Source organism: Micromonospora sp. NPDC000663 (assembly GCF_042898105.1).
Classification (GTDB): Bacteria; Actinomycetota; Actinomycetes; order Mycobacteriales; family Micromonosporaceae; genus Micromonospora.
Map to the genome: position 1 here is coordinate 129,564 of NZ_JBIAYR010000006.1, position 24,412 is coordinate 153,975.

21 protein-coding genes are annotated in these 24,412 nt (G+C 72.5%); 18 read left to right on the forward strand and 3 right to left on the reverse strand.

Features of this window, described 5'->3' with window-relative positions:
• The first annotated feature begins 44 nt into the window (after positions 1–44).
• The 5 genes from ACFY1S_RS21165 (at position 45) to ACFY1S_RS21185 (ending at position 9,336) form a co-directional block, all read left to right on the forward strand.
• Positions 45–860 (forward strand): polysaccharide deacetylase family protein, encoded by an 816-nt coding sequence (locus tag ACFY1S_RS21165; RefSeq protein WP_387120592.1) that lies wholly within the window; start codon positions 45–47, stop codon positions 858–860.
• An 11-nt stretch (positions 861–871) separates the two neighbouring features.
• On the forward strand, positions 872–2,116 hold the full coding sequence (locus ACFY1S_RS21170) for an MFS transporter (protein ID WP_387120595.1): 1,245 nt from the start codon (positions 872–874) through the stop codon (positions 2,114–2,116).
• 64 nt (positions 2,117–2,180) lie between these two features.
• The gene (gene thrB, locus ACFY1S_RS21175; RefSeq protein ID WP_387120599.1) at positions 2,181–3,125 is read left to right on the forward strand and encodes a homoserine kinase; all 945 of its coding nucleotides are present in this window, start codon (positions 2,181–2,183) and stop codon (positions 3,123–3,125) included.
• A 295-nt stretch (positions 3,126–3,420) separates the two neighbouring features.
• A complete protein-coding gene (gene rho, locus ACFY1S_RS21180) occupies positions 3,421–5,538 on the forward strand; it encodes a transcription termination factor Rho (RefSeq protein WP_387120602.1) in 2,118 nt (705 codons plus the stop codon).
• 285 nt (positions 5,539–5,823) lie between these two features.
• The gene (locus ACFY1S_RS21185) at positions 5,824–9,336 is read left to right on the forward strand and encodes a phosphodiester glycosidase family protein (RefSeq protein ID WP_387120605.1); all 3,513 of its coding nucleotides are present in this window, start codon (positions 5,824–5,826) and stop codon (positions 9,334–9,336) included.
• Positions 9,337–9,386: 50 nt separating this feature from the next.
• On the opposite strand, the gene ACFY1S_RS21190 is transcribed toward ACFY1S_RS21185, so the two are convergent.
• A complete protein-coding gene (locus tag ACFY1S_RS21190; protein ID WP_387120608.1) occupies positions 9,387–10,283 on the reverse strand; it encodes an AAA family ATPase in 897 nt (298 codons plus the stop codon).
• Positions 10,284–10,558: 275 nt separating this feature from the next.
• On the opposite strand from ACFY1S_RS21190, the gene rpmE reads away from it, so the two are divergent.
• Together rpmE and prfA are read left to right on the forward strand one after the other, a co-directional pair.
• Positions 10,559–10,783: a 50S ribosomal protein L31 gene (gene rpmE, locus ACFY1S_RS21195; protein WP_007464546.1), complete on the forward strand. Its 225-nt coding sequence runs from the start codon at positions 10,559–10,561 to the stop codon at positions 10,781–10,783.
• Between the two features lie 114 nt (positions 10,784–10,897).
• Complete coding sequence (gene prfA / locus ACFY1S_RS21200) at positions 10,898–11,986, forward strand: peptide chain release factor 1 (protein WP_387120611.1); 1,089 nt, start codon at positions 10,898–10,900, stop codon at positions 11,984–11,986.
• An 18-nt stretch (positions 11,987–12,004) separates the two neighbouring features.
• On the opposite strand, the gene ACFY1S_RS21205 is transcribed toward prfA, so the two are convergent.
• Positions 12,005–13,552 (reverse strand): diguanylate cyclase domain-containing protein, encoded by a 1,548-nt coding sequence (locus ACFY1S_RS21205; protein WP_387120614.1) that lies wholly within the window; start codon positions 13,550–13,552, stop codon positions 12,005–12,007.
• 73 nt (positions 13,553–13,625) lie between these two features.
• Here ACFY1S_RS21205 and prmC point away from each other — a divergent pair, with 73 nt between their 5' ends.
• From prmC to ACFY1S_RS21225, 4 genes are all read left to right on the forward strand, one after another.
• Positions 13,626–14,573: a peptide chain release factor N(5)-glutamine methyltransferase gene (prmC, locus tag ACFY1S_RS21210; protein WP_387120617.1), complete on the forward strand. Its 948-nt coding sequence runs from the start codon at positions 13,626–13,628 to the stop codon at positions 14,571–14,573.
• Complete coding sequence (locus ACFY1S_RS21215; RefSeq protein WP_139582721.1) at positions 14,573–15,220, forward strand: L-threonylcarbamoyladenylate synthase; 648 nt, start codon at positions 14,573–14,575, stop codon at positions 15,218–15,220. Before prmC ends, ACFY1S_RS21215 begins: the two co-directional genes overlap by 1 nt.
• Positions 15,221–15,832, forward strand: a complete 612-nt coding sequence (locus ACFY1S_RS21220; RefSeq protein ID WP_364373914.1) for a phosphotyrosine protein phosphatase — start codon at positions 15,221–15,223, stop codon at positions 15,830–15,832.
• A gap of 106 nt (positions 15,833–15,938) precedes the next feature.
• Positions 15,939–18,053, forward strand: a complete 2,115-nt coding sequence (locus ACFY1S_RS21225; protein ID WP_387120620.1) for a transglycosylase domain-containing protein — start codon at positions 15,939–15,941, stop codon at positions 18,051–18,053.
• Positions 18,054–18,168: 115 nt separating this feature from the next.
• Here ACFY1S_RS21225 and ACFY1S_RS21230 read toward each other — a convergent pair whose 3' ends face one another.
• A complete protein-coding gene (locus tag ACFY1S_RS21230; protein WP_387120623.1) occupies positions 18,169–19,632 on the reverse strand; it encodes an SDR family oxidoreductase in 1,464 nt (487 codons plus the stop codon).
• A 35-nt stretch (positions 19,633–19,667) separates the two neighbouring features.
• Here ACFY1S_RS21230 and glyA point away from each other — a divergent pair, with 35 nt between their 5' ends.
• The 7 genes from glyA (at position 19,668) to ACFY1S_RS21265 (ending at position 24,301) form a co-directional block, all read left to right on the forward strand.
• The gene (glyA, locus tag ACFY1S_RS21235; RefSeq protein ID WP_387120626.1) at positions 19,668–20,957 is read left to right on the forward strand and encodes a serine hydroxymethyltransferase; all 1,290 of its coding nucleotides are present in this window, start codon (positions 19,668–19,670) and stop codon (positions 20,955–20,957) included.
• A complete protein-coding gene (locus ACFY1S_RS21240; protein ID WP_364373902.1) occupies positions 20,950–21,375 on the forward strand; it encodes a hypothetical protein in 426 nt (141 codons plus the stop codon). Before glyA ends, ACFY1S_RS21240 begins: the two co-directional genes overlap by 8 nt.
• A 192-nt stretch (positions 21,376–21,567) precedes the next feature.
• Positions 21,568–21,804, forward strand: coding sequence for a hypothetical protein (locus ACFY1S_RS21245; protein ID WP_387120630.1), 237 nt, complete (start codon positions 21,568–21,570; stop codon positions 21,802–21,804).
• An 11-nt stretch (positions 21,805–21,815) separates the two neighbouring features.
• Complete coding sequence (atpB, locus tag ACFY1S_RS21250; protein ID WP_357989463.1) at positions 21,816–22,613, forward strand: F0F1 ATP synthase subunit A; 798 nt, start codon at positions 21,816–21,818, stop codon at positions 22,611–22,613.
• Between the two features lie 67 nt (positions 22,614–22,680).
• On the forward strand, positions 22,681–22,914 hold the full coding sequence (locus ACFY1S_RS21255; protein ID WP_030488047.1) for an ATP synthase F0 subunit C: 234 nt from the start codon (positions 22,681–22,683) through the stop codon (positions 22,912–22,914).
• Between the two features lie 26 nt (positions 22,915–22,940).
• Positions 22,941–23,480, forward strand: coding sequence for a F0F1 ATP synthase subunit B (locus tag ACFY1S_RS21260; protein ID WP_364373897.1), 540 nt, complete (start codon positions 22,941–22,943; stop codon positions 23,478–23,480).
• Positions 23,480–24,301, forward strand: a complete 822-nt coding sequence (locus ACFY1S_RS21265) for a F0F1 ATP synthase subunit delta (protein ID WP_387120635.1) — start codon at positions 23,480–23,482, stop codon at positions 24,299–24,301. Before ACFY1S_RS21260 ends, ACFY1S_RS21265 begins: the two co-directional genes overlap by 1 nt.
• The last annotated feature ends 111 nt before the right edge of the window (positions 24,302–24,412 follow it).

Below are 24,412 nucleotides of genomic sequence, written 5' to 3' on the forward strand. Positions count from 1 at the left end.
ATACTCCTAGTAGGTGTTGGGGTGTCGGCGAGCGGGACGGGCGGATGACCGAGAGCGCGCACGGGTGGTCCCGGCGCGATCTGCTGCGCCGAGGTGCCCTGGTGACGACCGGGGCGATCGCCGGCGCGGGAGCCCTTGACGCGTGGTTCAGCCACCGCCGGCTGCCGCTGGCCGGCGGTCCGGCGAGCGCCACGATCGGCAACGGCCAGCAGGACGTCGGCTCCGGCGCCCTGCCTGTCGTCTGGTCGGTGTCGACGACGCGGCGGCTGGTCGCGCTCACCTTCGACGACGGCCCGGCACCACAGTGGACGCCGATGGTGCTGGACACCCTCGCCGAGCACCGGGTGCCGGCGACGTTCTTCCTGGTCGGCGCCCAGGTCCGGCGGCACGGGGACGTCGTACGCGGCCTGCTCGCCGAGCATGAGGTGGGCAACCACAGCTGGCGGCACCGGGACCTGGCCCAGATGGACACCGCCGCGGTGTACGACGATCTGCGCCGCAGCCACGACGCGATCGCCGACGTGACCGGGAGCCAGCCCCGGCTGGTCCGCCCGCCCTACGGCCACCTGGGCGGCGCGGTGCTGCAGGCGGCGGCACGGCTGGACTACCGACTGGTGCTCTGGTCGTTGCAGATGGTGGAGCGTGAGTACCCGGGCGACCCGGCCGGCCACGCCCGACGGATCGTGGCAGGTGTCCGACCGGGGACGATCGTGCTCGGGCACGACGTCGGCGACCTGCGGCGACTGGTGGCGCTGCGCGGCCTCCCCGACATGATCACCGGCCTGCGGGCGCGTGGTTACACCTTCGTCACGGTCTCGGCGCTGCTGGGAGCGGGTGTGACCCCCACGCAGATTGGGTAGGGTGCCGCTCCGTGGCGTCCACCCTTTCGGTCCTTACCGGCAATCGGAGTTTTCGCAATCTCTTCCTCGCCGAGCTTGTGGTCTTCGGCGCCGACTGGTTCGTCATGGTGCCGCTGCTGGTGCTGCTGCCGCAGCTGACCGGCAGCGGCGTGTGGGGCGCGCTGGTGCTCGCCGTGGACACCGGCATCGTGGCGCTGCTACTGCCGTACACAGGCACGATCGCCGACCGGTTCGACCGCCGGAAGATCATGATCGGCGCGAACGTGGCCTCGCTGGCGGGCGTGCTGCTGCTTCTCGGCGTACGGAGCCGGGCCACCGCCTGGCTGGCGCTCGTGGCGATCGGCGTCGTCGCGGTCGCCAAGGCGTTCTACTCGCCGGCCGCCCAGGCCGCCCTGCCCAATGTCCTGGAGCCGCACGAACTCGCCGCCGGCAATGCCGTGGCCGGCTCGGCCTGGGGCACCATGACCGTGGTGGGCGCCTCGCTCGGCGGTGTGCTCAGTTCGGCCACCGGCCCGTACGCCTGCTTCTGGGTGGCGGCGGTGGGCCTGGCGCTCGCCGCGGGCCTGGCCACGCGGATCCGCCGGCCGTTGCAGGCGCCCCGCGACAGCGACCGCCCGGCCCAGCGGACCTGGGCGGCGGTCCGCGAGGCACTCGGCTACATCGGCCACCGGCCGCGCGTGCTGGCGTTGGTCACCGTGAAGTCGGCGGTCGGCCTGGGCAACGGGGTGCTCACCGTGTTCCCGCTGCTCGCCGGCGTGTACGGGGTCGGTTCGCTGGGCGCCGGCCTGCTCTTCGCGGTACGCGGCGCGGGGGCGCTGGTCGGGCCCATCCTGATGCGTCGGGTGCTGACCAACAGGTCATGGCTGCTGCCCGGGCTCGCGCTGTCCATGTCGCTCTACGGCGTGTCCTACCTGGGCGCGTCGGTGGTCAGGTGGTTCCCGTTGGTGCTGCTGCTGGTCTTCCTGGCGCACTTCGCGGGCGGCAGCAACTGGGTGATGTCGAACTTCGCCCTCCAGGGCGAGGTGCCGGACCGGTTGCGCGGTCGCGTCTTCGCCACCGACATGATGCTTGCGACGCTTGCCATCTCGGTGAGCCAGCTGGCGGTGGCCCTGGTCGTGGACGTGGTGGACGAGCGCGTGGTGCTGGCCGGGTGCGGCCTGGTCACAGTCGTCTACGCGGTGGGCTGGCGGATCGCCACCCGCAAGCTGTCGCTCACCGACCCCAGCACCGAGCCGGTTCCGAACCCGGCCCGCTGACCCGGGCGGTCCCATGCTGCGGGCACCGGACCGGATCGTCGGTGCCGACCCCTAGCATGGGCGCGTGCCGACGAACTTCACCGCCGGGCCGGTCCGCGTCCGGGTTCCCGCGACCAGTGCCAACCTGGGCCCGGGCTACGACGCGCTGGGCCTCGCCCTCGGGCTGTACGACGACCTGGCGGCCGAGGTGGCGCCGGCCGGGGTCCGGGTGGCGGTGACCGGGCAGGGCGCCGACGAGCTGCCCGACGACGACAGCCACCTTGTGGTACGCGCCATGCGGGCGGCCTTCGACGTGCTCGGCGCGCAGCCCGCCGGTCTGAGCGTGGAGTGCGTCAACCGGGTCCCGCAGGCGCGCGGGTTGGGCTCCTCGTCCGCCGCGATCGTCGCGGGTGTGCTGCTGGCCCGCGCGCTTGTCGTCGACGGCGACCAGCGGATGGACACGGCGGGCGTGCTGCGCCTGACGGCCGAGATCGAGGGCCACCCGGACAACGTCGCTCCCTGCCTGCTCGGCGGCTTCACGGTGGCCTGGTCCGAGCCGTCCGGCGCCCGCGCGGTGTCCCTGCCGGTCACGGCCGACGTACGACCGATGGTTTTCGTGCCGGCCGAGCGTGGCCTGACCGCCGCCGCGCGGGCCGCGTTGCCGGCCACGGTGCCGCACGCCGACGCGGCGTTGACCGCCGGACGGGCGGCGCTGCTCGTGCACGCGCTCACCACGGACCCGACGCTGCTGCTTCCCGCCACCGTCGACCGGCTCCACCAGGACTACCGGGCACCCGGGATGCCTGCCACATCGGCCCTGGTCAACGCGTTGCGAGAGGTTGGTGTGGCGGCAGTGGTCAGTGGGGCCGGGCCGACCGTGCTGGCGCTCACCGACCCGCCGCCGGGCTTCGCGGCGGGAACAGACTGGCAGATCTGGCAGTTACCGATAGACGGCAGCGGCGCCCGGGTTGCCCGGGGTAGACTTGGACACGCCGAGCGGGACCCTGTTGCCGCAGGTCGGAAGAGTTGATTACGCTCTAGGCCTAGCACAGCCGCGAAGCACGCGATCTCCTGCGGGGCGGCGCACCCCCGAAGCTCTCGGCGGTCAGCCCGTCACCCCTGCCAAGGCCCACGCCGCACCGCAGTTTCCACAGGTCGCCGCAGACGGCGAGACCTGCTCACCGACCCTTGGTGAGTCGGGATACCGCCGGGCTGCTGTGTCACAGACTCCCGCGACGCGTCCTTGCGAGGCGGGTGCACCGAGGCCGCCCGGCCACCTGAGTTCCGACTCCGGGCAGTCCCGGCCTATCGAGGGAAGGAATCCATTGAGCGACACCACCGACGTGACGTCGGATGTTTCCAACGTCGCTGGCGATGCCACCACCGCCGCTCCCGCCCGTCGTCGGCGTAGCGGCACCGGTCTGTCGGCGATGCTGCTGCCAGAGCTGCAGAGCCTGGCCGCGTCGCTCGGCATCTCCGGCACGGCTCGCATGCGCAAGGGCGAGCTGATCGCCGCGATCTCCGAGCGGCAGGGCGGCAACGCCGCCGGAACCCCTCGACCGCGGGCCGAGGTCGCGGCTGCGGCCGCTCCGACCCGTGAGGGGGTACGCGCCGACGTGCGGGAGACCGCCGACCGGCCGGCAGCCGAAGGGCGCAGCGCCGACCAGGCGCCCGCCGAGCCGGCGGCCGAGACTGAGAGCCGGGGTCGTACCCGTCGTAGCCGCACCGCCACGGCAGAGGCTCGCAGCTCCGAGGCTCGCAGCTCCGAGGCTCGCAGCTCCGAGGCTCGCAGCTCCGAGGATCGGGGTGTTGAGGCTCGCAGCTCCGAGGCTCGTACCGACGAGGCCGAGGCCGGCGAGCGGACCGATCGGGGCGAGAACCGCCGGGATCGGGCCGAGCGTCCGGAGCGTTCCGAGCGCGGCGAGCGTGCCGACCGCAACGACCGTTCCGACCGTGGCGAGCGTTCCGAGCGCAACGACCGTGGTGAGCGGGCCGAGCGCGGCGACCGTTCCGAGCGCAACGAGCGTGGTGAGCGGTCCGAGCGCAACGACCGTGGTGAGCGGGCCGAGCGCAACGACCGTGGTGAGCGGGCCGAGCGCGGCGACCGTTCCGAGCGCAACGACCGGGGCGACCGTAACGACCGTGGCCAGCGCGCCGAGCGGGACAGCGACGACGACGACGGCGAGGGCGGCGGTCGGCGTGGCCGGCGGAGCCGTTTCCGGGACCGTCGCCGTGGGCGTGGCGAGCGCGCCGAGACCGGTGGTGACACCGGTGGGCGTGAGCCCCAGGTCGGCGAGGACGACGTGCTCGTCCCGGTGGCCGGCATCATCGACGTGCTCGACAACTACGCCTTCGTGCGGACCACCGGCTACCTGGCCGGCCCGAACGACGTGTACGTCTCGATGTCCCAGATCAAGAAGTACGGCCTGCGCCGTGGTGACGCGATCACCGGTGCGGTCCGCGCGGCGCGCGAGGGTGGCAACAGTGGCGACCAGCGGCGGGACAAGTACAACCCGCTGATGCGGTTGGACACGATCAACGGGATGGAGCCGGAGGAGGCGCGTCGCCGCCCCGAGTTCTACAAGCTCACGCCGCTCTACCCGCAGGAGCGCCTGCGGCTGGAGACCGAGCCGCACATCCTGACCACTCGGGTCATCGACCTGGTCATGCCGATCGGCAAGGGCCAGCGGGCACTCATCCAGTCGCCGCCGAAGGCGGGTAAGACGATGGTGCTGCAGGCGATCGCGAACGCGATCACCCGCAACAACCCGGAGTGCCACCTCATGGTGGTGCTGGTGGACGAGCGGCCCGAAGAGGTCACCGACATGCAGCGGTCGATCAAGGGCGAGGTCATCGCGGCCACGTTCGACCGTCCGCCGCAGGACCACACCACTGTTGCCGAGCTGGCGATCGAGCGGGCGAAGCGCCTGGTCGAGCTGGGGCACGACGTGGTCGTGCTTCTCGACTCGGTGACCCGGCTGGGTCGGTCGTACAACCTGGCGGCGCCGGCCAGCGGCCGGATCATGTCGGGTGGTATCGACTCCACCGCGCTCTACCCGCCGAAGCGCTTCCTCGGAGCGGCCCGCAACATCGAGAACGGCGGCTCGCTGACCATCATCGCCACGGCCCTGGTGGAGACCGGGTCCATGGCCGACACGGTCATCTTCGAGGAGTTCAAGGGCACCGGTAACGCGGAGCTGAAGCTGGACCGGAAGATCGCCGACAAGCGCACCTTCCCGGCCATCGACATCAACCCGTCCGGTACGCGTAAGGAAGAGGTCCTGCTCGCGCCCGAGGAGCTGGCCATCATCCACAAGCTCCGCAAGGTGCTGCACTCGCTGGACTCGCAGGCGGCCATGGACCTCCTGCTGGACCGGCTCAAGCAGTCCCGTACCAACATCGAGTTCCTGATGCAGATCGCGAAGTCGACGCCGGGGGAGTAACCATTTCCGGTTGACCGACGAGGAAGGGGCACGGCCATCGCGGCCGTGCCCCTTCGTCGTGTCCGCCCACCGTCCTTTGCTCTGCTTCAACCGGCGCAACACTTCGGGGCGCTTTGTGTTGCGTCCGTTGAAGCAGAGCAAAGGGAACAAGGGGGGCGGCCGGCCCTGCTCGCACGCCAGCAGAGGGGGTTCGGCGGGGCCAGGAGCCGAGGGGTGGCGGAATTTTCCTTCGGTTCAGTCGACAGGTCTTGAAACTTCTATTCACTGCCGGGTTGACTGTCGTACATGCGTATACGCAGACGATCCGCCCGTCGCACCGGTGTCCTGCTGCTGACGCCGCTGCTCGCCCTGGCCGTGTCGCCGCCGGCCACCGCCGCGCCGCCGGCGCCGTCCGTGGCCGCCCGGCCCGTGGCGTCGCCGCCCGCGCTTCCGGCCACCGCCGCCGAGGACGCGCCTGACGCGTCGTCCCACCCGGCCGATTCGGTAAGCCTCGCCGCCGACCCGACGGCCGCGACCGCCGCGGCCGCGCCGGCCGCCGCCACCGGCGGTCTGGAGCCGGCCGGCGGCCTGGAGACCACGAAGGCCACCCGGCCGGTCGCGCCGGGCGTGCAGCTCACCTCCTTCGACAGGTACGACGCCGACGGCTGGCTGCGTGCCGACGCGCTCACCACAGACCTCGCCGGTGGCTCCACCGTCGACTACGTCAACTCCGGGGCGGTCAGCCGGGCCGAGCCACTGCGGACGGCGGTGGACGGCTCGCGCGCGGTCGCCGCGGTCAACGGCGACTTCTTCGACATCAACAACTCGGGCGCCGCCCAGGGGGTCGGGATCCGCGACGGCGAGCTGATCCAGTCGGCGGTCAGCGGTCACCGCAACGCGGCGGCGATCACGGCGAACGGGCTCGGCCGGGTGATCGAGGTGAACTTCGACGGCACCGCGACCCTGCCCACCGGGCCGGTCCCGCTTACCCAGTTCAACAACCTGGTGCAGGCCGACGGCATCGGCGCGTTCACCGAGCTGTGGGGGACGTACTCCCGGCAGCGTGCCGTCGAGGGCGCGGCCCGGGTGGTCGAGGTCACCGTCACCGGCGGTCGGGTGGCGGCGGTGGCGGATGCGGCCGGCAGCGGCCCGATCGTCGCCGGCAGCACCGTGCTGCTGGGTCGCGACGCCGGCGCGACCGCCCTCGCGGGGCTCCGCCCCGGCGACCAGGTGAGTGTGGCCTGGCGGCCGAAGTCGTCCGACGGCAGCGACCTGCACGCGGCTGTCGGTGGCGGGAGCGTCCTCGTCCGCGACGGCGTCGTGCAGAGCATCGCCGACCCCACGCTGGCGCCGCGCACCTCGGTCGGGTTCAGCGCCGACGGAAGCAAAATGATCATGCTGACGGTGGACGGTCGTCAGGTCGACAGCCGGGGCGTCACCCAGACCGAGATGGGCCGGATGATGGCCGAGCTGGGCGCCCACCACGCGCTCAACCTGGACGGTGGCGGCTCGTCCACGCTGCTGGCCCGCGAGCCGGGCGCGTCGGCCGTGCAGGTGGAGAACGGCCCCTCCGACGGCAGTGAGCGGGCCGTGCCCAACGGCCTGGCGATCTACGCGCCGAAGGGCAGTGGCCGGCTCACCGGCTACTGGGTCGAGACGGCAAGCGACCCCACGGTCGCCCCGGGCGTCTCGCCGGTGCGCGGTGGCCGGCCGGACCGGGTCTTCCCCGGACTGACCCGTACCCTCACCGCGGCCGGCTACGACGAGACGTACGGCCCGGCGGCCGGCGCGCCCACCTGGCGGGCCACCCCTGCGGTACGCGGCCGGGTCGACCGCGCCGGCGTGTTCCACGCGGGCGCCCCGGGGGCCAGCACCGTCACCGCCGCGCGGGGCCGCGTCACCGGCTCGCTGAACCTCACAGTCCTCGGCCCGCTGGCCCGGGTCGGCACCACCGTGCCCCGGGTCGGCCTCACCGGCCGCGACGGCAACGCCCTGGTAGGCGTGGTCGGGTACGACGCCGAGGGCAACACCGCACCGATCGAGCCGCGGGACGTGACGCTGGACTACGACAGGGAGCTGCTGCGGATCACCCCCACCGGCGACGGCAACCTGACCGTCACCGCGCTGCGGGACACCGGCTCGGCCCTGGTGACCGTCCACGTCGGACGCAGCAGCGCGGTCCTGCCGGTCACCGTCGGGCTGACCGACGTGCCGGTCGCCGGCTTCGACGACGTCGCCTCGTGGCGGTTCAGCCAGGCCCGGGCCAGCGGGTCGGTCGCGCCGGCCCCCGGGCACACCGGCACCGGCCTGAAGATGTCGTACGACTTCAGCCAGTCCACAGGCACCAGGGCCGCGTACGCCGACCCGCCGGCCTGGATCGAGGTGCCCGGCCAGCCGCAGGCGTTCGGCATGTGGATCCACGGCAACGGCACCGGGGAGTGGCCCAGCCTGCACCTGCACGACGCACAGGACACCCAGCACGTGCTGCGCGGCCCGCTGATCACCTGGACCGGCTGGCGGTACGTGGAGTTCGCGGTGCCCGCCGGTGTGCAGTACCCGGTGCGGGTGCGCCGCTTCTACGTTGCCGAGACGAACGCCGCCGCGCAGTACACCAGCGAGGTGGTCATCGACGACCTGGTGGCGAAGGTGCCCCCGACGGTCGACGTGCCGGCGGTGGCCCCGCGTACCGACCGGGTGGTGGTCCGCGACGGCACTGTGGACGGCGCGCCGTGGCGGTTCGCGGTGCTCTCCGACGCGCAGTTCGTCGCCGCGGACCCGGACAGCGACCTGGTCGCCCAGGCCCGGCGGACGCTGCGCGAGGTGAAGGTGGCCCGGCCGGACTTCCTGCTGATCAACGGCGACTTCGTGGACACCGCCTACCCGGCCGACTTCGCGCTGGCCAGACGGATCCTCGACGAGGAACTGGGCGACGCGCTGCCCTGGTACTACGTGCCGGGCAACCACGAGATCATGGGTGCCCCGATCAGCAACTTCGAGGCGGCGTTCGGTGCCACCTCCCGGGTGTTCGACCACAACGGCACCCGCTTCGTCACGCTGAACTCGTCCACCGGGACGCTGCGCGGCGGCGGCTTCGACCAGGTGCGGATGCTGCGCGAGACACTTGACGCGGCGGCCACCGACAGGCGCGTCGGCTCGGTCGTCGTCCTGCACCACCACCCGGCGCGGGATCCCAGTCCGGCGCAGGCCAGCCAGCTCACCGACCGCAAGGAGGCGGCGCTGCTGGAGCAGTGGCTTGCCGACTTCCAGCACCGCACCGGCAAGGGTGCGCTGTTCGTGGGCGGGCACGTCGGCACGTTCCACGCCGACCGGGTGGACGGAGTGCCGTACGTGATCAACGGCAACTCGGGCAAGACCCCGTCCACCCCCGCCGAACAGGGCGGCTTCACCGGCTGGACGGAGTTCGGCGTCGACCCGGTCACCCCGGCCGAGGCCGACCGGGCCCGCCGCGACCCGCTCGCCGAGGGGCCGCCCTGGGTGGACGCGGAGTTCCACGCCCACGTGGACCGGCTCGCGCTGAACGCCCCGGCCAGCGTGGCGGTCGGCGTCCCGGCGACGGTCACCGCCACGCTCACCCAACCCGGCGGGCGTACGGTCCCGGTGGCCGCACCTGTCAGCGCCGACTGGTCCGCCTCGCCCGGGGTGCACGTCGGCGGGTCGGCCGGGGTGCGTCCCTGGCACACGGCCCGCTTCGACCCGGCCACCGGCACCCTGACGGCACTGCGGCCCGGTGCCCCGGTACGCCTCACCGTCGCCGTCAACGGCGTCCTCGCCGACGCCACCGTCACGCTCACCCGGTGAACCGTCCCGGACGGGCCCCCCGTGCGCCCGGGGGCCCGTCCGGACACACCTCAGAAGTCGCCCTCGGCCACCTGGAACACGGTGAGGCCGAGTTCCCGCCACATCCGCACCACCTGGACCCGGTCGTCGAACACGCCCACCACCCGGTAGCGGTCCCGGATCTCCCGGTCGTAGATCTCCCGCTTGACGACCGAGTCCTTGCGGGAGTCGCCGACGGCCCGCAGGTGCAGCCCGAGGTAGGGGACCCGGACGTGCCGGGCCAGCCACGCCTCGGTGGCCGCCCGCGCGGTGCCGTCCCGCCCGGAACAGAACACCACCCCGTACCCGGCCACGTGCATGGCCCGGACCGCCGCGATCACCGCCGGGTTCGGCTGGTCCTCACCCACCCGGGTCATGTCGTACGGGCTGCGGGACACGGCAAGCGCGACGGTGCCGTCGATGTCCACCAGGACGATCTCCGGCGGTTCGGAAGACGGCGGGTGCACGGCGGCGGGCCGGCCGGTGCGGGCCTGCGGCACCGGCAGTGGCAGGGCCCGCCCCGCCAGGTACCTGTCGTGCAGCCGTCGGATGGCGTCCGGGCCCACCTGCTCGGCGGCCGGGCGTCCGGCGTCACGTCGCAGGCACTCCTCGAGGGGTACGTCGGTGAAGTCGTGCACCTCGAACTCCGCCCCGTGCCGGGCGGCCAGGTCGGCCCAGTCCCGCAGTGTCCGTGCCCGCAGGTTGGTGTCGTCCACGCACACGTCCGCCCGGGCCCGCAGCAGCGCCTCCACCTGGGCCCGCTGCACGACTGTGACCTGCGCCTCCGCCCACTGGGTGAAGAGCCGCTCGCCGTGCAGCATCCGGCGCAGGTCGTCCCTGTTCACCCGGACCACCGACGGCTGGAGCGTGCGGGCGAACGTCGTCTTGCCCGAGGCGGGCAGGCCACGGGTGGCGATCAGTCGGGTCATCGGCGCCCCTCGGGCTCGACGGGCGTACCCCCGGCGGGGCACGCGACTGCGGTTCGTCGGGTGCACGAATGCCCCGCCGGGCGTCGGGAATGCGGACGGGTGGGCACGTGTTGACGATGCCGGACGAGGTGTGCGGCCCGACTGCCGGGTCGGCTCAGGCCCATGGCACACTGGTCAGTCGGCCACCGGTTCCGGTTCACGCCCGAGCCCGTCGCGTACGGCGCGACGAGCGGTGACGGCGACCCGGCGACCACCAACGAGAGGACCGAGGCGAGATGAAGGCAAACATCCACCCGGAGTACGTGACCACCGAGGTCAGCTGCTCCTGTGGCAACACGTTCACGACCCGCAGCACCGCCAAGGGCGGGGCGATCCACGTCGAGACCTGCAGCGCCTGCCACCCGTTCTACACCGGTAAGCAGCGCGTTCTCGACACCGCCGGCCGGGTCGCGAAGTTCCAGCAGAAGTACGCCAAGGTTCAGGCCAAGAAGGCCAAGTAACTCCCCGTTCGGCGCCCGCGCCCGGTTTTCCACCGGACGCGGGCGCCGTCCGCGTTCCACCTGGTTTTCGCCTGGCCCGGCCGGCGCCCGCACCCTCGAAGGAGCATCCGCAGCATGAGCAGCGAGCGTCTGGCCGGCCTCCTCGACGAGTACGCCGAGTTGGAGAAGCGGCTGGCCGACCCGGCGATCCACGCCGACCAGGCCACCGCCCGCCGGGTCGGCCGTCGGTACGCCGAGCTGGTGCCGCTGCACAAGGCCGCAGGTGAGCTGGAGCAGGCGCGCGCCGACCTGGCCGCGGCCCGCGAGCTGGCCGCCGAGGATCCCTCCTTCGCCTCCGAGGCGGAGTCGATCGCGGCCTCCCTGCCGGTTCTGGAGGAGCGCCTCGCCGAGCTGCTCATCCCGCGTGACCCGCACGACGCCAAGGACGTGATCGTCGAGATCAAGGCCGGTGAGGGCGGCGAGGAGTCCGCGCTGTTCGCAGGTGACCTGCTGCGGATGTACACCAGGTACGCCGAACGCCACGGCTGGGTCACCGAGGTGATCGACGCGCAGGATTCGGACCTCGGCGGGGTCAAGGACGTCTCGCTGTCGATCAAGACCAAGGGCGTGCCCGAGGGTGGTAACGGCGTCTGGTCGCGACTCAAGTGGGAGGGCGGCGTGCACCGGGTGCAGCGCGTCCCGGTCACCGAGTCGCAGGGCCGCATCCACACCAGCGCCGCCGGGGTGCTGGTGCTGCCCGAGGCCGAGGACGTCGACGTCACCATCGACGCCAACGACCTGCGGATCGACGTGTTCCGCTCGTCCGGGCCGGGCGGGCAGTCGGTGAACACCACCGACTCGGCCGTGCGGATCACCCACGTGCCGACCGGCATCGTCGTGTCCTGCCAGAACGAGAAGTCCCAGTTGCAGAACCGGGAGCAGGCCATGCGCATCCTGCGGGCCCGGCTGCTCGCTGCCGCCCAGGAGCAGGCCGACGCCGCGGCCTCGGACGCCCGCAAGGCGCAGGTACGCACGGTGGACCGCTCGGAGCGGATCCGCACGTACAACTTCCCGCAGAACCGGATCACCGACCACCGGATCGGCTACACGGCGTACAACCTGGACCTGGCGCTGGCCGGTGACCTGGACGGCGTCCTGGACGCCCTGACCGAGGCCGACCGCGCCGCCCGCCTGGCCGGCGACACCGAGCTGACCCGCCGCTGACCCGGCCGGCGCCGGCGGTCAGCTGGCGCGGGGCCGGGACTTGGCGCGCAGCATCTCCCGGTCGGCCACCTCGAAGGCGACGCTCAGCGCGTCGCGGAGTCCGCCGCCGCCGGAGACCTCGGCGAAGCCGATGCTCACCCCGACCGGGGTGCCCGGCACCAGCGACTCCCAGTCCTCGGCGAGCACCGCCGCCTCGATCCGCCGGGCCACCTCGGCAGCCTCGGCCATCCCGGTGTCCGGCAGTACCACGACGAACTCGTCACCGCCGTAGCGGGCCACGAAGTCGCCCCGGCGCATCACCCGGTTGATCACCCCGGCGATGCGTTGCAGGACCAGGTCGCCCGAGTGGTGCCCGTGCCGGGTGTTGACCGCCTTGAACCCGTCCAGGTCGCAGACGCCGATCACCACCCGCTCGCCGCGGGTCACCACAGCGGTGATGTACCGCTCGAGTCGGCGGCGGTTGGGCAGGCCGGTGAGCGGGTCGGTAAGTGCCTCACCCTCGAACCGGGCCGCCTCGCGGCGCATCTCCTCGTGGTCGATCCGGGCGGCGATGCCGTCGATGTAGACGTCGCGCAGCCGGTCGTTGCGCTGCGCGGCCAGCCGGAACGCCAGCCGGTCGGCCCGGTGCGCGGCCACGTGGTCCCCGGCGCGGGCCAGCGCGATGCTGCGCAGCCGGGCCGGTTCCGCCGCGCCGAGGGTCTCGGTGGAGACCCGGATGGTGTCCAGCCGGGCCACCGCCTCGATCGGGCGGCCGGCGGCGACGGCCAGGCAGACCTGCCCGAGGTGCCGCATGTCCCGCGCCCGGGCGCTGTCACCGCCGTTCTGGAGCAGGTGGGACGGGTGGGTGTCGGCTGTCGGCTCCACCCGGTCGCCGAGCGCGGCCTGCCGTGCCGCCGCGTACCCGTACGCGGCGAGGCTGCTCGGGCGCAGCCGGTCGGCGCGACCGTTGTGCACGAACCGGGCCAGATCGGCGGCGACGTCGCGGAGCACCCGCAGGCAGCCGTCGCTGTCGCCGTTGTGGTCGAGTGCCACGGCGTTGCGCAGCCGGATGCCCGGCGCGGCGAACGTCTCCTCGGGGATCCCGGAGGTGACGCCCAGTTGCCGGGCGCGTTCGATCGCGCCGAGGGCGTACCCGTGGAAGCTGAGGTAGCTGTAGGCCATCGCGAGGTCGTGCCAGCCCCAGGCGGTGTCCCGGTCCGGGTCCTCCACGGCGCTGAGCGCCCGGGCGGCCTTCACCAGGTGGGTGACGCAGCGGTCCAGTGCGCCCTGGTGGTGCGCGGCGAGCGCCGCAAGGGCGTTGAGGTGCCCGTGCAGATAGGGCTCGGCGAGGTCCCGGACCGCCGCCGACGCCTCTTCGATGGCCCTGGTGAACTCCGCCGTCCGACCGAGATTGATCAGCGCGGAGAGGCGTTGCACCATGGCGTCCGCTCGCGCTGCCGGGTCGTTGGTGGTGCGGATCACCCGCTCCAGCAGGCCGTACGCCTCCGCTGAGCGGCTGGCCTCCTGCAACGCCCGGGCGTGCGTCAGGGCGTCAACCTGGTCATCGACCCGGTCGAGCCAGCCCACCCGCCGACCTCCTGTCGTGTGCGTCTCGGCGCACCCGTTCGTCACGTAGCCCGCGACGCATCATGATTATCGCGTGACCACTCTGCCGCAACACCCCCCTGAAGGGACAGGGCGGCTCCGTCCGTCCGCCGCGGTGGCCCGCGCGGCCCGGGCGCTCGAAGCCTCGGGGGTGGGCCCGGCCCGGGTGGAGGCGGAACTGCTGGCGGCGTACGTGCTGGGGGTGCCGCGCGGCCGGCTGGCGCTCGCCGACGACCTGGGCGCCGACGAGCTGGCGCGGCTCGACGAACTGGTCCGCCGGCGCGCCGGGCGGGAGCCGTTGCAGCACCTGACCGGCCGGGCCGCGTTCCGGCACCTGGAACTGGCGGTCGGCCCGGGTGTGTTCGTGCCCCGACCGGAGACGGAGTTGCTGGCCGGCTGGGGCGTCGAGCAGGCCCAGACCCGACTCGACCCGCTTGTGGTGGACCTGTGCAGCGGCTCCGGCGCCATCGCGCTGGCGGTGGCGCAGGAGCTGCCGGAGGCACGCGTGGTGGCGGTGGAGCGGTCCCCGCAGGCGCTGGCGTGGCTGCGGCGCAACGCGGCGGAACGGGCCGCGGCGGGGGACCGCCCGATCGAGGTTGTCGAGGCGGACGTGACCGCGCCGGATCTGCTGGCGGAACTGGCCGGTCGGGTGGACGTGCTGCTCTGCAACCCGCCGTACGTACCGGTCGAGGTGGTGGTGCCGCCCGAGGTTGCCGCGCACGACCCGGCGGAGGCGGTCTTCGGTGGGGCGGACGGCCTGGCGGTGATCCGGCCGGTGATCAGCCGGGCGGCGGCGCTGCTGCGCCCGGACGGCGTGGTGGGCGTCGAGCACGACGACACGCACGGCGCGGCGGTGCCCGGCCTGTTCGTCGCGGACGGCCGCTTCACCGCCGTGGCGGAGCATCGGGACCTCGCCGGCCGGCCCCGGTACGCCACCGCGTCCCGACGGGCGGACGGCCAGCACGCCCCGGGCGCGGCGGCGTGGCAGACTGACTCCTCGTGATGCTCTACGACTGCCGGTCGCCCGCCGATCGGGACCGCGGCATCGCTGCGGCCATCGAGGCGGTCAAGAACGGCGAACTGGTCGTCCTCCCGACGGACACCGTCTACGGGATCGGCGCGGACGCGTTCACCCCGTACGCGGTCAAGGCGCTGCTGGACGCGAAGGGCCGGGGTCGGCAGATGCCGCCGCCGGTGCTGATCGGGTCCCGGCACACCCTGGACGGGTTGGTCTTCTCGCTGCCCACGGCCGCGCGTGACCTGGTGGAGGCGTTCTGGCCTGGTGCGTTGACGATCGTGGTCGAGCACTCGCCGAGCCTCCAGTGGGATCTGGGCGACAAGACGGGCACTGTGGCGGTGCGGATGCCGCTGCACCCGGTGGCCCTGGAGGTGCTGCGGGAGACCGGTCCGATGGCGGTGTCGTCGGCGAACAAGACGGGTCAGCCCGCCGCGGTGACCGCCGAGGAGGCGCGCGACCAGCTCAGCTACTCGGTGCGGGCGTACCTGGAGGCCGGTCCCTGCCCGGATCCGGTGCCCAGCACGATCGTGGACCTGACCGGTGAGGTGCCGCAGTTGCTGCGGGCCGGGGCGATCCCGCTGGAGAAGCTGCGCGACGTGGTTCCGGATCTCGTCGACAGCCAGGGGGCCTGAGTGCCCCCGTTCACCGTGCTGCACGTCTGCATGGGCAACATCTGTCGGTCGCCGATGGCCGAGCGGCTGCTCGCCCTCGCGGTGCGGGAGCGGTTGGCGCGGCGTGAGCAGGACCCGGCGCGGGCGGAGGAGCTGTTGTTCAGCCACAGCGCCGGCACCGGTGGTTGGCACGCGGGCGAGGAGATGAACCCGCCGGCGGCGCGGCAGGTCGTCGGGCGCGGCGGGGACGTCGAGGGTTTCACCGCGCGCAAGTTGCGTTCGGACCACATCGACGCGGCCGACCTGGTGCTGACCGCGACCGCCGACCAGCAGGAGTACGTGGTGGCGTTGCGGCCGGACGCGGCGGCCCGCACGTTCGTGCTCGGCGAGTTCGGCCGGTTGCTCGCGGCGGTGGACGCGAGCGCGCTGCCGCCGGCCGAGGCGACCCCGGAGGCGGTGTACGCCCGGGGCGTGGCCCTGGTGGCCGCGGCGCAGGACGCCCGGCTGGGCGTCTCGGCGTTGCCGACCGACGATCTGGACGACCCGTGGGGTCGTGGCGACCAGTGCTTCAGCCGGGTCGCCGACGAGATCGAGGAGACGGTCCACCCGCTGGTCGGCGCGCTGCTGCCCTGAGCGCCGTGCGAGTTTCCTCCGGGTTTGGTGAAAACCCGGGGCGAAAGGGGCGTTCCGGGTCATTCTGAACGGGTCCTAGCGTGACCGGCTCCTGCGGGGAGAGCTGATGATCCGGGCCCATCTCGACAAACTGCTGACCGTGGTGATCGCCGGCGTACTGGCCGGGCTGGTGCTGGCCGTGGCCGCCCTGCCCGCGGCCCTGGTCTTCGGAATCGGCTTCAGCGCCCTGTCCACGCCCTACTCCGAGCTGCCGAACACCCTGCGGACGCCACCCACCGCGCAGCGCTCCAACCTCTACGCCAACGACGGCACCACCCTGATCACCTCCTTCTACCAGGAGGACCGGTGGGACGTGCCGCTGCGGGAGGTGGCGCCGGTGATGCGCCAGGCGATCGTGGCCGCCGAGGACGTCCGGTTCTACCAGCACAGCGGGGTGGACCTGCGCGGCGTGGTGCGCGCGTTCACTGTGAACAAGCGCGACGGCCAGACCCGGCAGGGTGCCTCCACGCTGACCATGCAGTACGTCCGCAACGTCCTGAGCAGCGACCCGCGGCTGACCGAGCGGCAGCGTCGGGCCGCCACCGAGGTCACCACCGCCCGCAAGCTCCAGGAGATGCGGTACGCCCTGGCGATGGAGCGGGAGCTGAACAAGGAGGAGATCCTCACCCGCTACCTGAACATCGCCTACTTCGGCGCCGGCGCGTACGGCATCGCGGCGGCCAGCAAGCGCTACTTCTCCCGCAGCCCCGCCGACCTCACCCTCGCCCAGGCCGCGCTGCTGGCCGGCCTGGTCCGCTCCCCGGACAGCGACGACCCGATCAACGGGGACGCCGACAGCGCCCTGAACCGGCGGACGTACGTGCTTGAGCAGTTGGTGGAGACCGGCCAGGTGTCGGCGGAGGCGGCGGCCGCGGCCGGGGCCGAGCCGTTGCAGCTACGGCCCAGCGAAACCCCCAACGACTGCACGGCGGTACCGGACGGGAACAACGACTGGGGGTTCTTCTGCGACTGGTTCACCAGGTGGTGGAGCGACCAGCCGGCGTTCGGGTCGACCGCCGACGAGCGGCAACGCACGCTGCGCCGGGGCGGGTTCTCCATCGTCTCCTCGCTGGACCCGGGGGTGCAGCGGGCCACCACCGAGCAGGTCCTGCGGATCTACCGGCCGACCGAGGCGCGGGCGGTGCCGACAGTCGTCGTGCAGCCCGGCACCGGCCGGGTGCTGGCGATGTCGGTGAACCGCAACTACAGCGTCGAGGACAACCCGGTCGGGCAGAAGAACCACCCGAACACGGTCAACCAGCTGGTCGCCGGCGGCGGCGCGATCGAGGGGTACCAGGGCGGGTCCACCTTCAAGCTCTTCGCCCTGCTCGCCGCGCTGGAGTCCGGGATGCCGCTGTCGACGGACTTCGTCGCGCCCACCCAGCTGCTGACCCGCTTCCCGGTGACCGGCCCGGGCAGTTGCGACGGCCGCTGGTGCCCGGCCAACGCCAGCCCTTCGTCGATGGACGGCCCGCGCACCATGTGGACCGCGTTCGGCCGCTCGGTGAACACCTACTTCGCCTGGCTCACCGAACGGGTGGGCGCCGACCGGGTGGTCGAGATGGCCGAGCGGCTCGGCATCGTGCTGCGTGCCGACTCCGACGCCCGGCTCGCCAGGTACGGCGCGAAGGACTGGGGTCCGTTCACCCTGGGCGTGGCCGCGACGACCCCGCTGGACCTGGCCACGGCGTACGCCACGGTGGCCGCCGAGGGGACCTGGTGCGCGCCGCTGCCGGTCGTCTCGATCACCGACTCGGGTGGCCGGCCGGTCGACGCCGCGAAGCCGGACTGCCGGCAGGTGCTCGACACCGACGTGGCCCGGGCGGCCGCCGACGCCGCCCGCTGCCCGGTCGGCGACCAGTCGATGTACGGGCGCTGCGACGGCGCCACGGCACCCGGCCTGCGCGCCCGGCTGGGCCGGCCGGTGGCCGGCAAGACCGGCAGTTCGGAGCGGTACGAGACGGAGACGGTCGTTGCGTTCACCCCGCAGCTCGCTGTCGCGTCGATGGCGGCGAACCCGGACGACCCCCGTGACGCGGTCGGTCAGGCGGTGCAGGCGCGGATGGTGGACGCGGTGGGTGAGGTCCTCTCCGTCGCCCTACGTGACCAGCCGGTCCGCGACTTCGTCCCCCCGAGCGAGCAGGCCGCCTTCCAGCAGAGCAGCCCTCGGGGAGGCAACTGACCCCTCGGTCCCGCGATCTTGCACTTTGTGTCGCCGTTCTGCGCTCCAGGTCCCTTTCATCCCGACCGAAAGTGCAAGATCGCGAGGGCGGGGCGGGGGCGGGGGCGGGGCGGGGTTAGGGGGTTTGCTCGGCGTTGCGGGCTATGTTGCGGGCCATTCCGCCGAAGACCACCGCGTGGAACGGGGCCACCGAGCCCCAGTAGGCGTGCCCGGCGAGGCCGCGGGGCAGGAAGACGGCACGTTGCTGGTAGCGGCTGCGGCCCCCGTCGGCAGGCAGTGCCCGCATCTCCAGCCAGGCCCGGCCGGGCAGGCGCATCTCGGCGCGCAGCCGCAGCAGCTCGCCGGGGACGATCTCCTCGACCCGCCAGAAGTCCAGCGCCTCGCCTACCTGGAGGCGGTGCGGGTCGCGTCGGCCCCGGCGCAGTCCGACGCCGCCGACGAGCCGGTCCAGCCAGCCACGGATCGACCAGGCCAGGGGGAACGAGTACCAGCCGTGTTCGCCGCCGACGCCCTCGATGACCCGCCAGAGCGCCGCGGGTGAGGCGTCGACCGCCCGTTCACGCATGTCGGTGTACGTGGTGCCACCTGACCACTCCGGGTCGCTGGGCAGCGGCTCGGCGGGCGCGTCCGGGCCGCTCGCGTTCGACCAGCGGGTCTCCACCTGGGCGTCGCGTACCTTGGCCAGCGCCAGCGCCACCGCGTCGTCGAAGCCGGTCAGCCCGCCGGGCGGGTCCGGCACGTACCGGGCGATGTCGTGCTCGTGCGCGACGGCCTCGTGGATGAGGCTCTCCACCAGCGGGCGGGCGATGGCGTTCGGCACCGGCGTGATGAGGCCGACCCAGTGCGAGGAGAGCGACGGGGTCAGTGGCCGGACCGGCACGATGATCCGTCGACGTAGGCCGGCCACCCGGGCGTAGCGCTGCATCATGTCGAGGAAGGTGAGCACGTCCGGCCCGCCGATGTCGAAGCCGCGGTTGACCTCCGGCGGGAGCGCGGCGCAGCCGGCCAGGTAGCGCAGCACGTCGCGGACGGCGATCGGCTGGATCCGGTTGCGTACCCAGCGCGGGGTGACCATGGCGGGCAGGCGCTCGGTGAGGTAGCGCAGCATCTCGAACGACGCCGAGCCGGACCCGATGATCACCGCGGCGCGGAGCACCGCCGAGGGGACCCCGCTGTCCAGCAGGATCCGGCCCACCTCGGCCCGGGACCGCAGGTGCGGCGAGGGGACCTCCGCGTCGGAGGCCGGCTCCGGGCCGCCGAGGTAGACGATCCGGCGTACGCCGGCCGCGCGGGCCGCCGCCGCGAAGTTGGTCGCGGCCGTCCGGTCGGCGGACTCGAAGTCGGGCCGACCCAGCGAGTGCACCAGGAAGTACGCGACGTCCACGTCGGCGAAGGCGGCGGGCAGTGTCTCCGGCCGGCTCAGGTCGCCCTCGACGATCTCGGCAGCCGAGGCCCAGGGCACGTCGCGCAGCCGCACCGCCTTGCGGGCGAGGCAGCGGACGGTGTGACCGTCGGCGAGCAGCAGCGGCGTCAGTCGCCCGCCGATGTATCCGGTGGCTCCGGTGACGAGGCATCTCACGGCTCCCAGTGTGCGGCCCCCTAGACTCGTTCGCTGTGGAGACCGAGACGAGCACCTTCTGGGGGCCGGATTTCGCCCAGCTCAGGGCCACCGACCCGGAGATCGCCGAGGTGGTCCTCGGCGAGCTGGACCGGTTGCGGGGTGGCCTTCAGCTGATCGCCAGCGAGAATCTGACCTCGCCCGCGGTGCTGGCCGCGCTCGGTTCGACGCTCACCAACAAGTACGCCGAGGGCTATCCGGGTCGGCGCTACTACGGCGGCTGCGCCGAGGTGGACCGGGCCGAGGAGATCGGCATCGCCCGGGCCAGGGAGCTCTTCGGGGCCGAGCACGCCAACCTCCAGCCGCACTCCGGGGCGAGCGCCAACCTGGCCGCGTACGCCGCGCTCGTGCAGCCGGGGGACACGGTGCTGGCGATGGACCTGCCGCACGGCGGGCACCTCACCCACGGCAGCCGGGTGAACTTCTCCGGAAAGTGGTTCCACCCGGTCGGCTACACGGTCCGCCCCGACACCGAGATGATCGACTACGACGAGGTGCGGGACCTGGCCCGGGCACACCGACCCAAAATGATCATTTGTGGCGCCACCGCGTACTCCCGGCTGATCGACTTCGCCCGGTTCCGGGAGATCGCCGACGAGGTCGGCGCGTACCTGATGGTGGACGCCGCGCACTTCATCGGCCTGGTCGCCGGCCGGGCCATCCCGTCGCCTGTGCCGTACGCCGACGTCGTCTGCGCCACCACCCACAAGGTGCTGCGCGGCCCGCGCGGCGGCATGATCCTGTGCCGGGAGTCGCTTGCCCAGCGGATCGACAAGGCCGTCTTCCCGTTCACCCAGGGCGGCCCGCTGATGCACGCGGTGGCCGCGAAGGCGGTCGCGCTGCGCGAGGCGGCCCAGCCGGAGTTCCAGACGTACGCCGGGCAGGTGGTCCGCAACGCGCAGGCGCTGGCCGCAGGCCTGGCCGCCGAGGGGATGCGCCCGGTGTCCGGCGGCACCGACACCCATCTGGCCCTCATCGACCTGCGGGAGGTGGGCGTCACGGGCGCCGAGGCGGAGAGCCGCTGCGACGCCGCGTCGATCACCCTGAACAAGAACGCCATCCCGTACGACCCGCAGCCGCCGATGGTGGCCTCCGGCATCCGGGTGGGCACGCCGAGCGTCACCACGCAGGGGATGCGCGAGGGGGAGCTGCGACAGGTGGCCGCCCTGATCGCCCACGCGGTACGCACCGATCCGGGCGCCCCGGGTGGCGCCGACGAACTGGCCCGTGTCGGTGCCGAGGTGGCCGAACTGGTCGCCGCCTTCCCGGCGTACCCCCGTGGCTGAGCCCGGGGTGGTCGAGGCCGACACCGACCGGCGGTGGCGGCTGCGGCACCTGCCTGTGCTCCTGGTCGCGTCGGTGGCGCTGGCCGCGGTCGCCGCGGTGGTGGGCGGGGCGACCGGCGGCGTGACGGCCGCCTTCGGCGCGGCGGCCGGCGTCGGCGTCACGGTGCTCAGCTACACCCTCACGACAGTGGTGCTGGCCTGGGCCGACCAGATCAACACGCAGTTGGTGCTGCCGCTCGGGCTGGGCCTGTACGCCCTGAAGTTCACCCTCCTGGGTGTGGTCATGGTGGCGGTCGCGTCGACCGGTTGGCCCGGGTTGGTCCCGCTCTGCCTCGGCATCGTCGCAGGGGTGGCAGTGTGGACGGCGGTGCACATCTGGTGGCTGACCAGGGTGCATGCGCGCCGACCGCGGAGCTGACCTGGCGATCGGCCGGGCCTCGTCCCAGCTTTCGGACGCGCGGCAATGTGTCGGCCTCCGGTCATTCTCCGACGGGCGGAAGGGGAGTAGCGTGCCCACAGACGACGCGAGCCCAGAGATGCCCACACAACGACGGTTGTGCGGGGGGTGAGGCACAGCCTCGTCTTCCCGGCTGATATCGTTCGCCCCGTCATGGCTGGTGACCAAACCCCCCGTCCCGCCGGCGATCCGGACGACATTCCGTCCGGTGCCGGTCAGGGTTGGACCGCGCTCAGCTACCTCATCGGAGGCATGCTCGTGTGGGGTTTCATCGGCTGGCTGGTCGACCAGTGGCTCGACACCGGTGGCGTCGCCACCGGGATCGGCGTCGTGCTCGGCATGGCCGGGGGAATCATCCTGGTCGTCCGCCGACTCGGCACGCCTACTTAGGAAGGGACGCGGTGTTCGGACAGGCGAACGTCCTGGCGGCGGGCCAGGCGAATTTCCCACCCACGGTGGAGGACTTCTACCTGCCCAGCATCCTGCCCTGGGGTGCGCACGACTCGTACTGGTTCACCAAGATCACTGCGATGGTCTGGATCGCCGTCGGCGTCCTGATCATCTTCTTCCTGGCCACGTACCGGAAGCCGCAGCTGGTGCCGACCAAGAAGCAGTGGCTCGCCGAGTCGATCTACGGCTTCGTACGCAACAACATCGCCGTCGACATGATCGGCCACGCGGGTGTGCGGTTCGCCCCGTACTTCACGACGCTCTTCTGCTTCGTGCTGCTGACGAACGCGTTCGCGATCATCCCGTTCTTCCAGATCTCGCCGAACTCGCACATCGCCTTCCCGGCGATCCTCGCGATCATCAGCTACGTGCTGTTCAACTACATCGGCATCCGGCACCACGGCTTCGTCAAGTACTTCAAGAACTCGCTGATCCCGCCGGCACCCTGGTACATCCTGCCGCTGCTGATCCCGATCGAGCTCTTCTCGACCTTCATCGTCCGGCCGTTCTCGCTCGCGGTTCGTCTCTTCGCGAACATGTTCGCCGGTCACATGCTCCTGCTGGTCTTCACGCTCGGCGGTTTCGCCATGCTGAGCGCCAACGCCTGGCTGGCTCCGGTCTCGGTGCTCTCCTGGGTGATGACCATCGCGCTCACCTTCCTCGAGTTCCTGGTGATCTGCCTGCAGGCATACGTCTTCACCGTCCTCACCGCCAGCTACGTGCAGGGCGCGCTCGCCGACGAGCACTGATCCACCGCACCAACCGTTTGTCGTCCCGCGTGAGAGTCACGCGTGATAACCAGGAGGAACCACACCAATGGACGCTAGCGTTCTCGCCGCGGTAGAGGGCAGCACCGCCGCCATCGGCTACGGCCTCGCGGCCATCGGCCCGGGCATCGGCGTCGGCCTGGTCTTCGCCGCCTACATCCAGTCGACCGCCCGCCAGCCGGAGTCGTCCCGGATGACTCTGCCGTACGTCTGGATCGGCTTCGCCGTCATCGAGGCGCTGGCGCTGCTGGGCATCGCCTTCGGCTTCATCTGGGCCGGCTGATCCCGCCCCTAGACCGGGAGGTAACCATGTACTTCCTCGCCGCTGAGGGTGGTGAGTCGACCCACAACCCGATCATCCCGCTCTGGCAGGAGATCGTGGTCGGTTCGGTCGCCTTCGCCGTGCTCTGCTTCGTGCTGATGAAGTTCGTCTTCCCGCGCATGGAGCAGACGTTCCAGGCTCGGGTCGACGCGATCGAGGGCGGCATCAAGCGCGCCGAGGCCGCCCAGGCCGAGGCGAACCAGCTGCTCGAGCAGTACCGTGCCCAGCTCGCCGAGGCCCGGACCGACGCCGCCAAGATCCGTGACGATGCGCGGGCCGACGCCGAGGGCATCCGGCAGGACATCCTCGCCAAGGCGCGGGAAGAGTCCGACCGGGTCATCCAGGCCGGCAAGGACCAGCTCGCCGCCGAGCGGGCCACCATCGTGCGTGAGCTGCGTGCCGAGGTCGGCACGATCGCGGTGGACCTGGCCAGCAAGATCGTCGGCGAGTCGCTGGCCGACGAGGCACGGCGCAAGGGCACCGTCGACCGGTTCCTGAGCGGTCTCGAGAGCACGGGGGCCCGCTGATGCAGGCCGCCAGCCGGGAGTCGTACAAGGCCGCGGCGGAGCACCTGGAGACGTACGTCCGCGGAGCGGAACCGTTGGCGGTGGCCAACGCCGCCGCCGGGATCCTCTCCGTCGCCACCCTGCTGCGGCGCGAGCCGCGGCTGCGTCGGGCGCTGTCCGAGCCGGCCCGGTCCGGCGCGGACCGTGCCGGCCTGCTGGGCGACATGCTGCGCGGCAAGATCGACGCGGGAGCGTTGGACCTGCTCGCCACGCTTGTCTCCGGCCGCTGGTCGGCACCGTCGGAGCTGCTCGACGGCACCGAGCGGCTCGGCGTGGAGGCGCTGCTCGCCAGCGCCGACTCGGCTGGCGACCTCGGCGAGGTCGAGGACGAGATGTTCCGCTTCGGTCAGGTCGTCGTGGGTCAGCCGGCGCTCTCCAACGCGCTGGCCGACTCGGCGGCTCCGATCGAGCACCGGGCCGCCCTGGTCCGGGAACTGCTCGCCGACAAGGCCCACCCGATCACCGTCCGCCTCGTCGAGGCGGCGCTCGCCGGGTTCGGCGGGCGTTCCTTCAACGGGGCGCTCACCCGGCTGGTCGAGCTGGCCGCCGAGCGACGCGACCGGCAGGTGGCGTACGTGACAGTCGCGGCCCCGTTGAGTGACGAGGACGAGCGTCGGCTGGGTGCGAGCCTCAGCGCGATATACGGTCGAGAGGTCTCCGTCAAGCAGACGGTCGACCCCCACGTCCTGGGTGGCGTGAGCGTGCGGGTCGGCTCCGACCTGTACGACGGCACCATCCTTCGCCGCCTCAACGAGACCCGCAACGCGCTCGCGAAGCGCTGAACGGCTCCGCCGTCCCGTTCCGGGGCGGCTCCGCCGCGCAGCGCCCGGATTGACAGACGCCATTCGGACCGGTCGGTACTAGGTATCCCGGGCCCCTGAATTTTAAGGAAG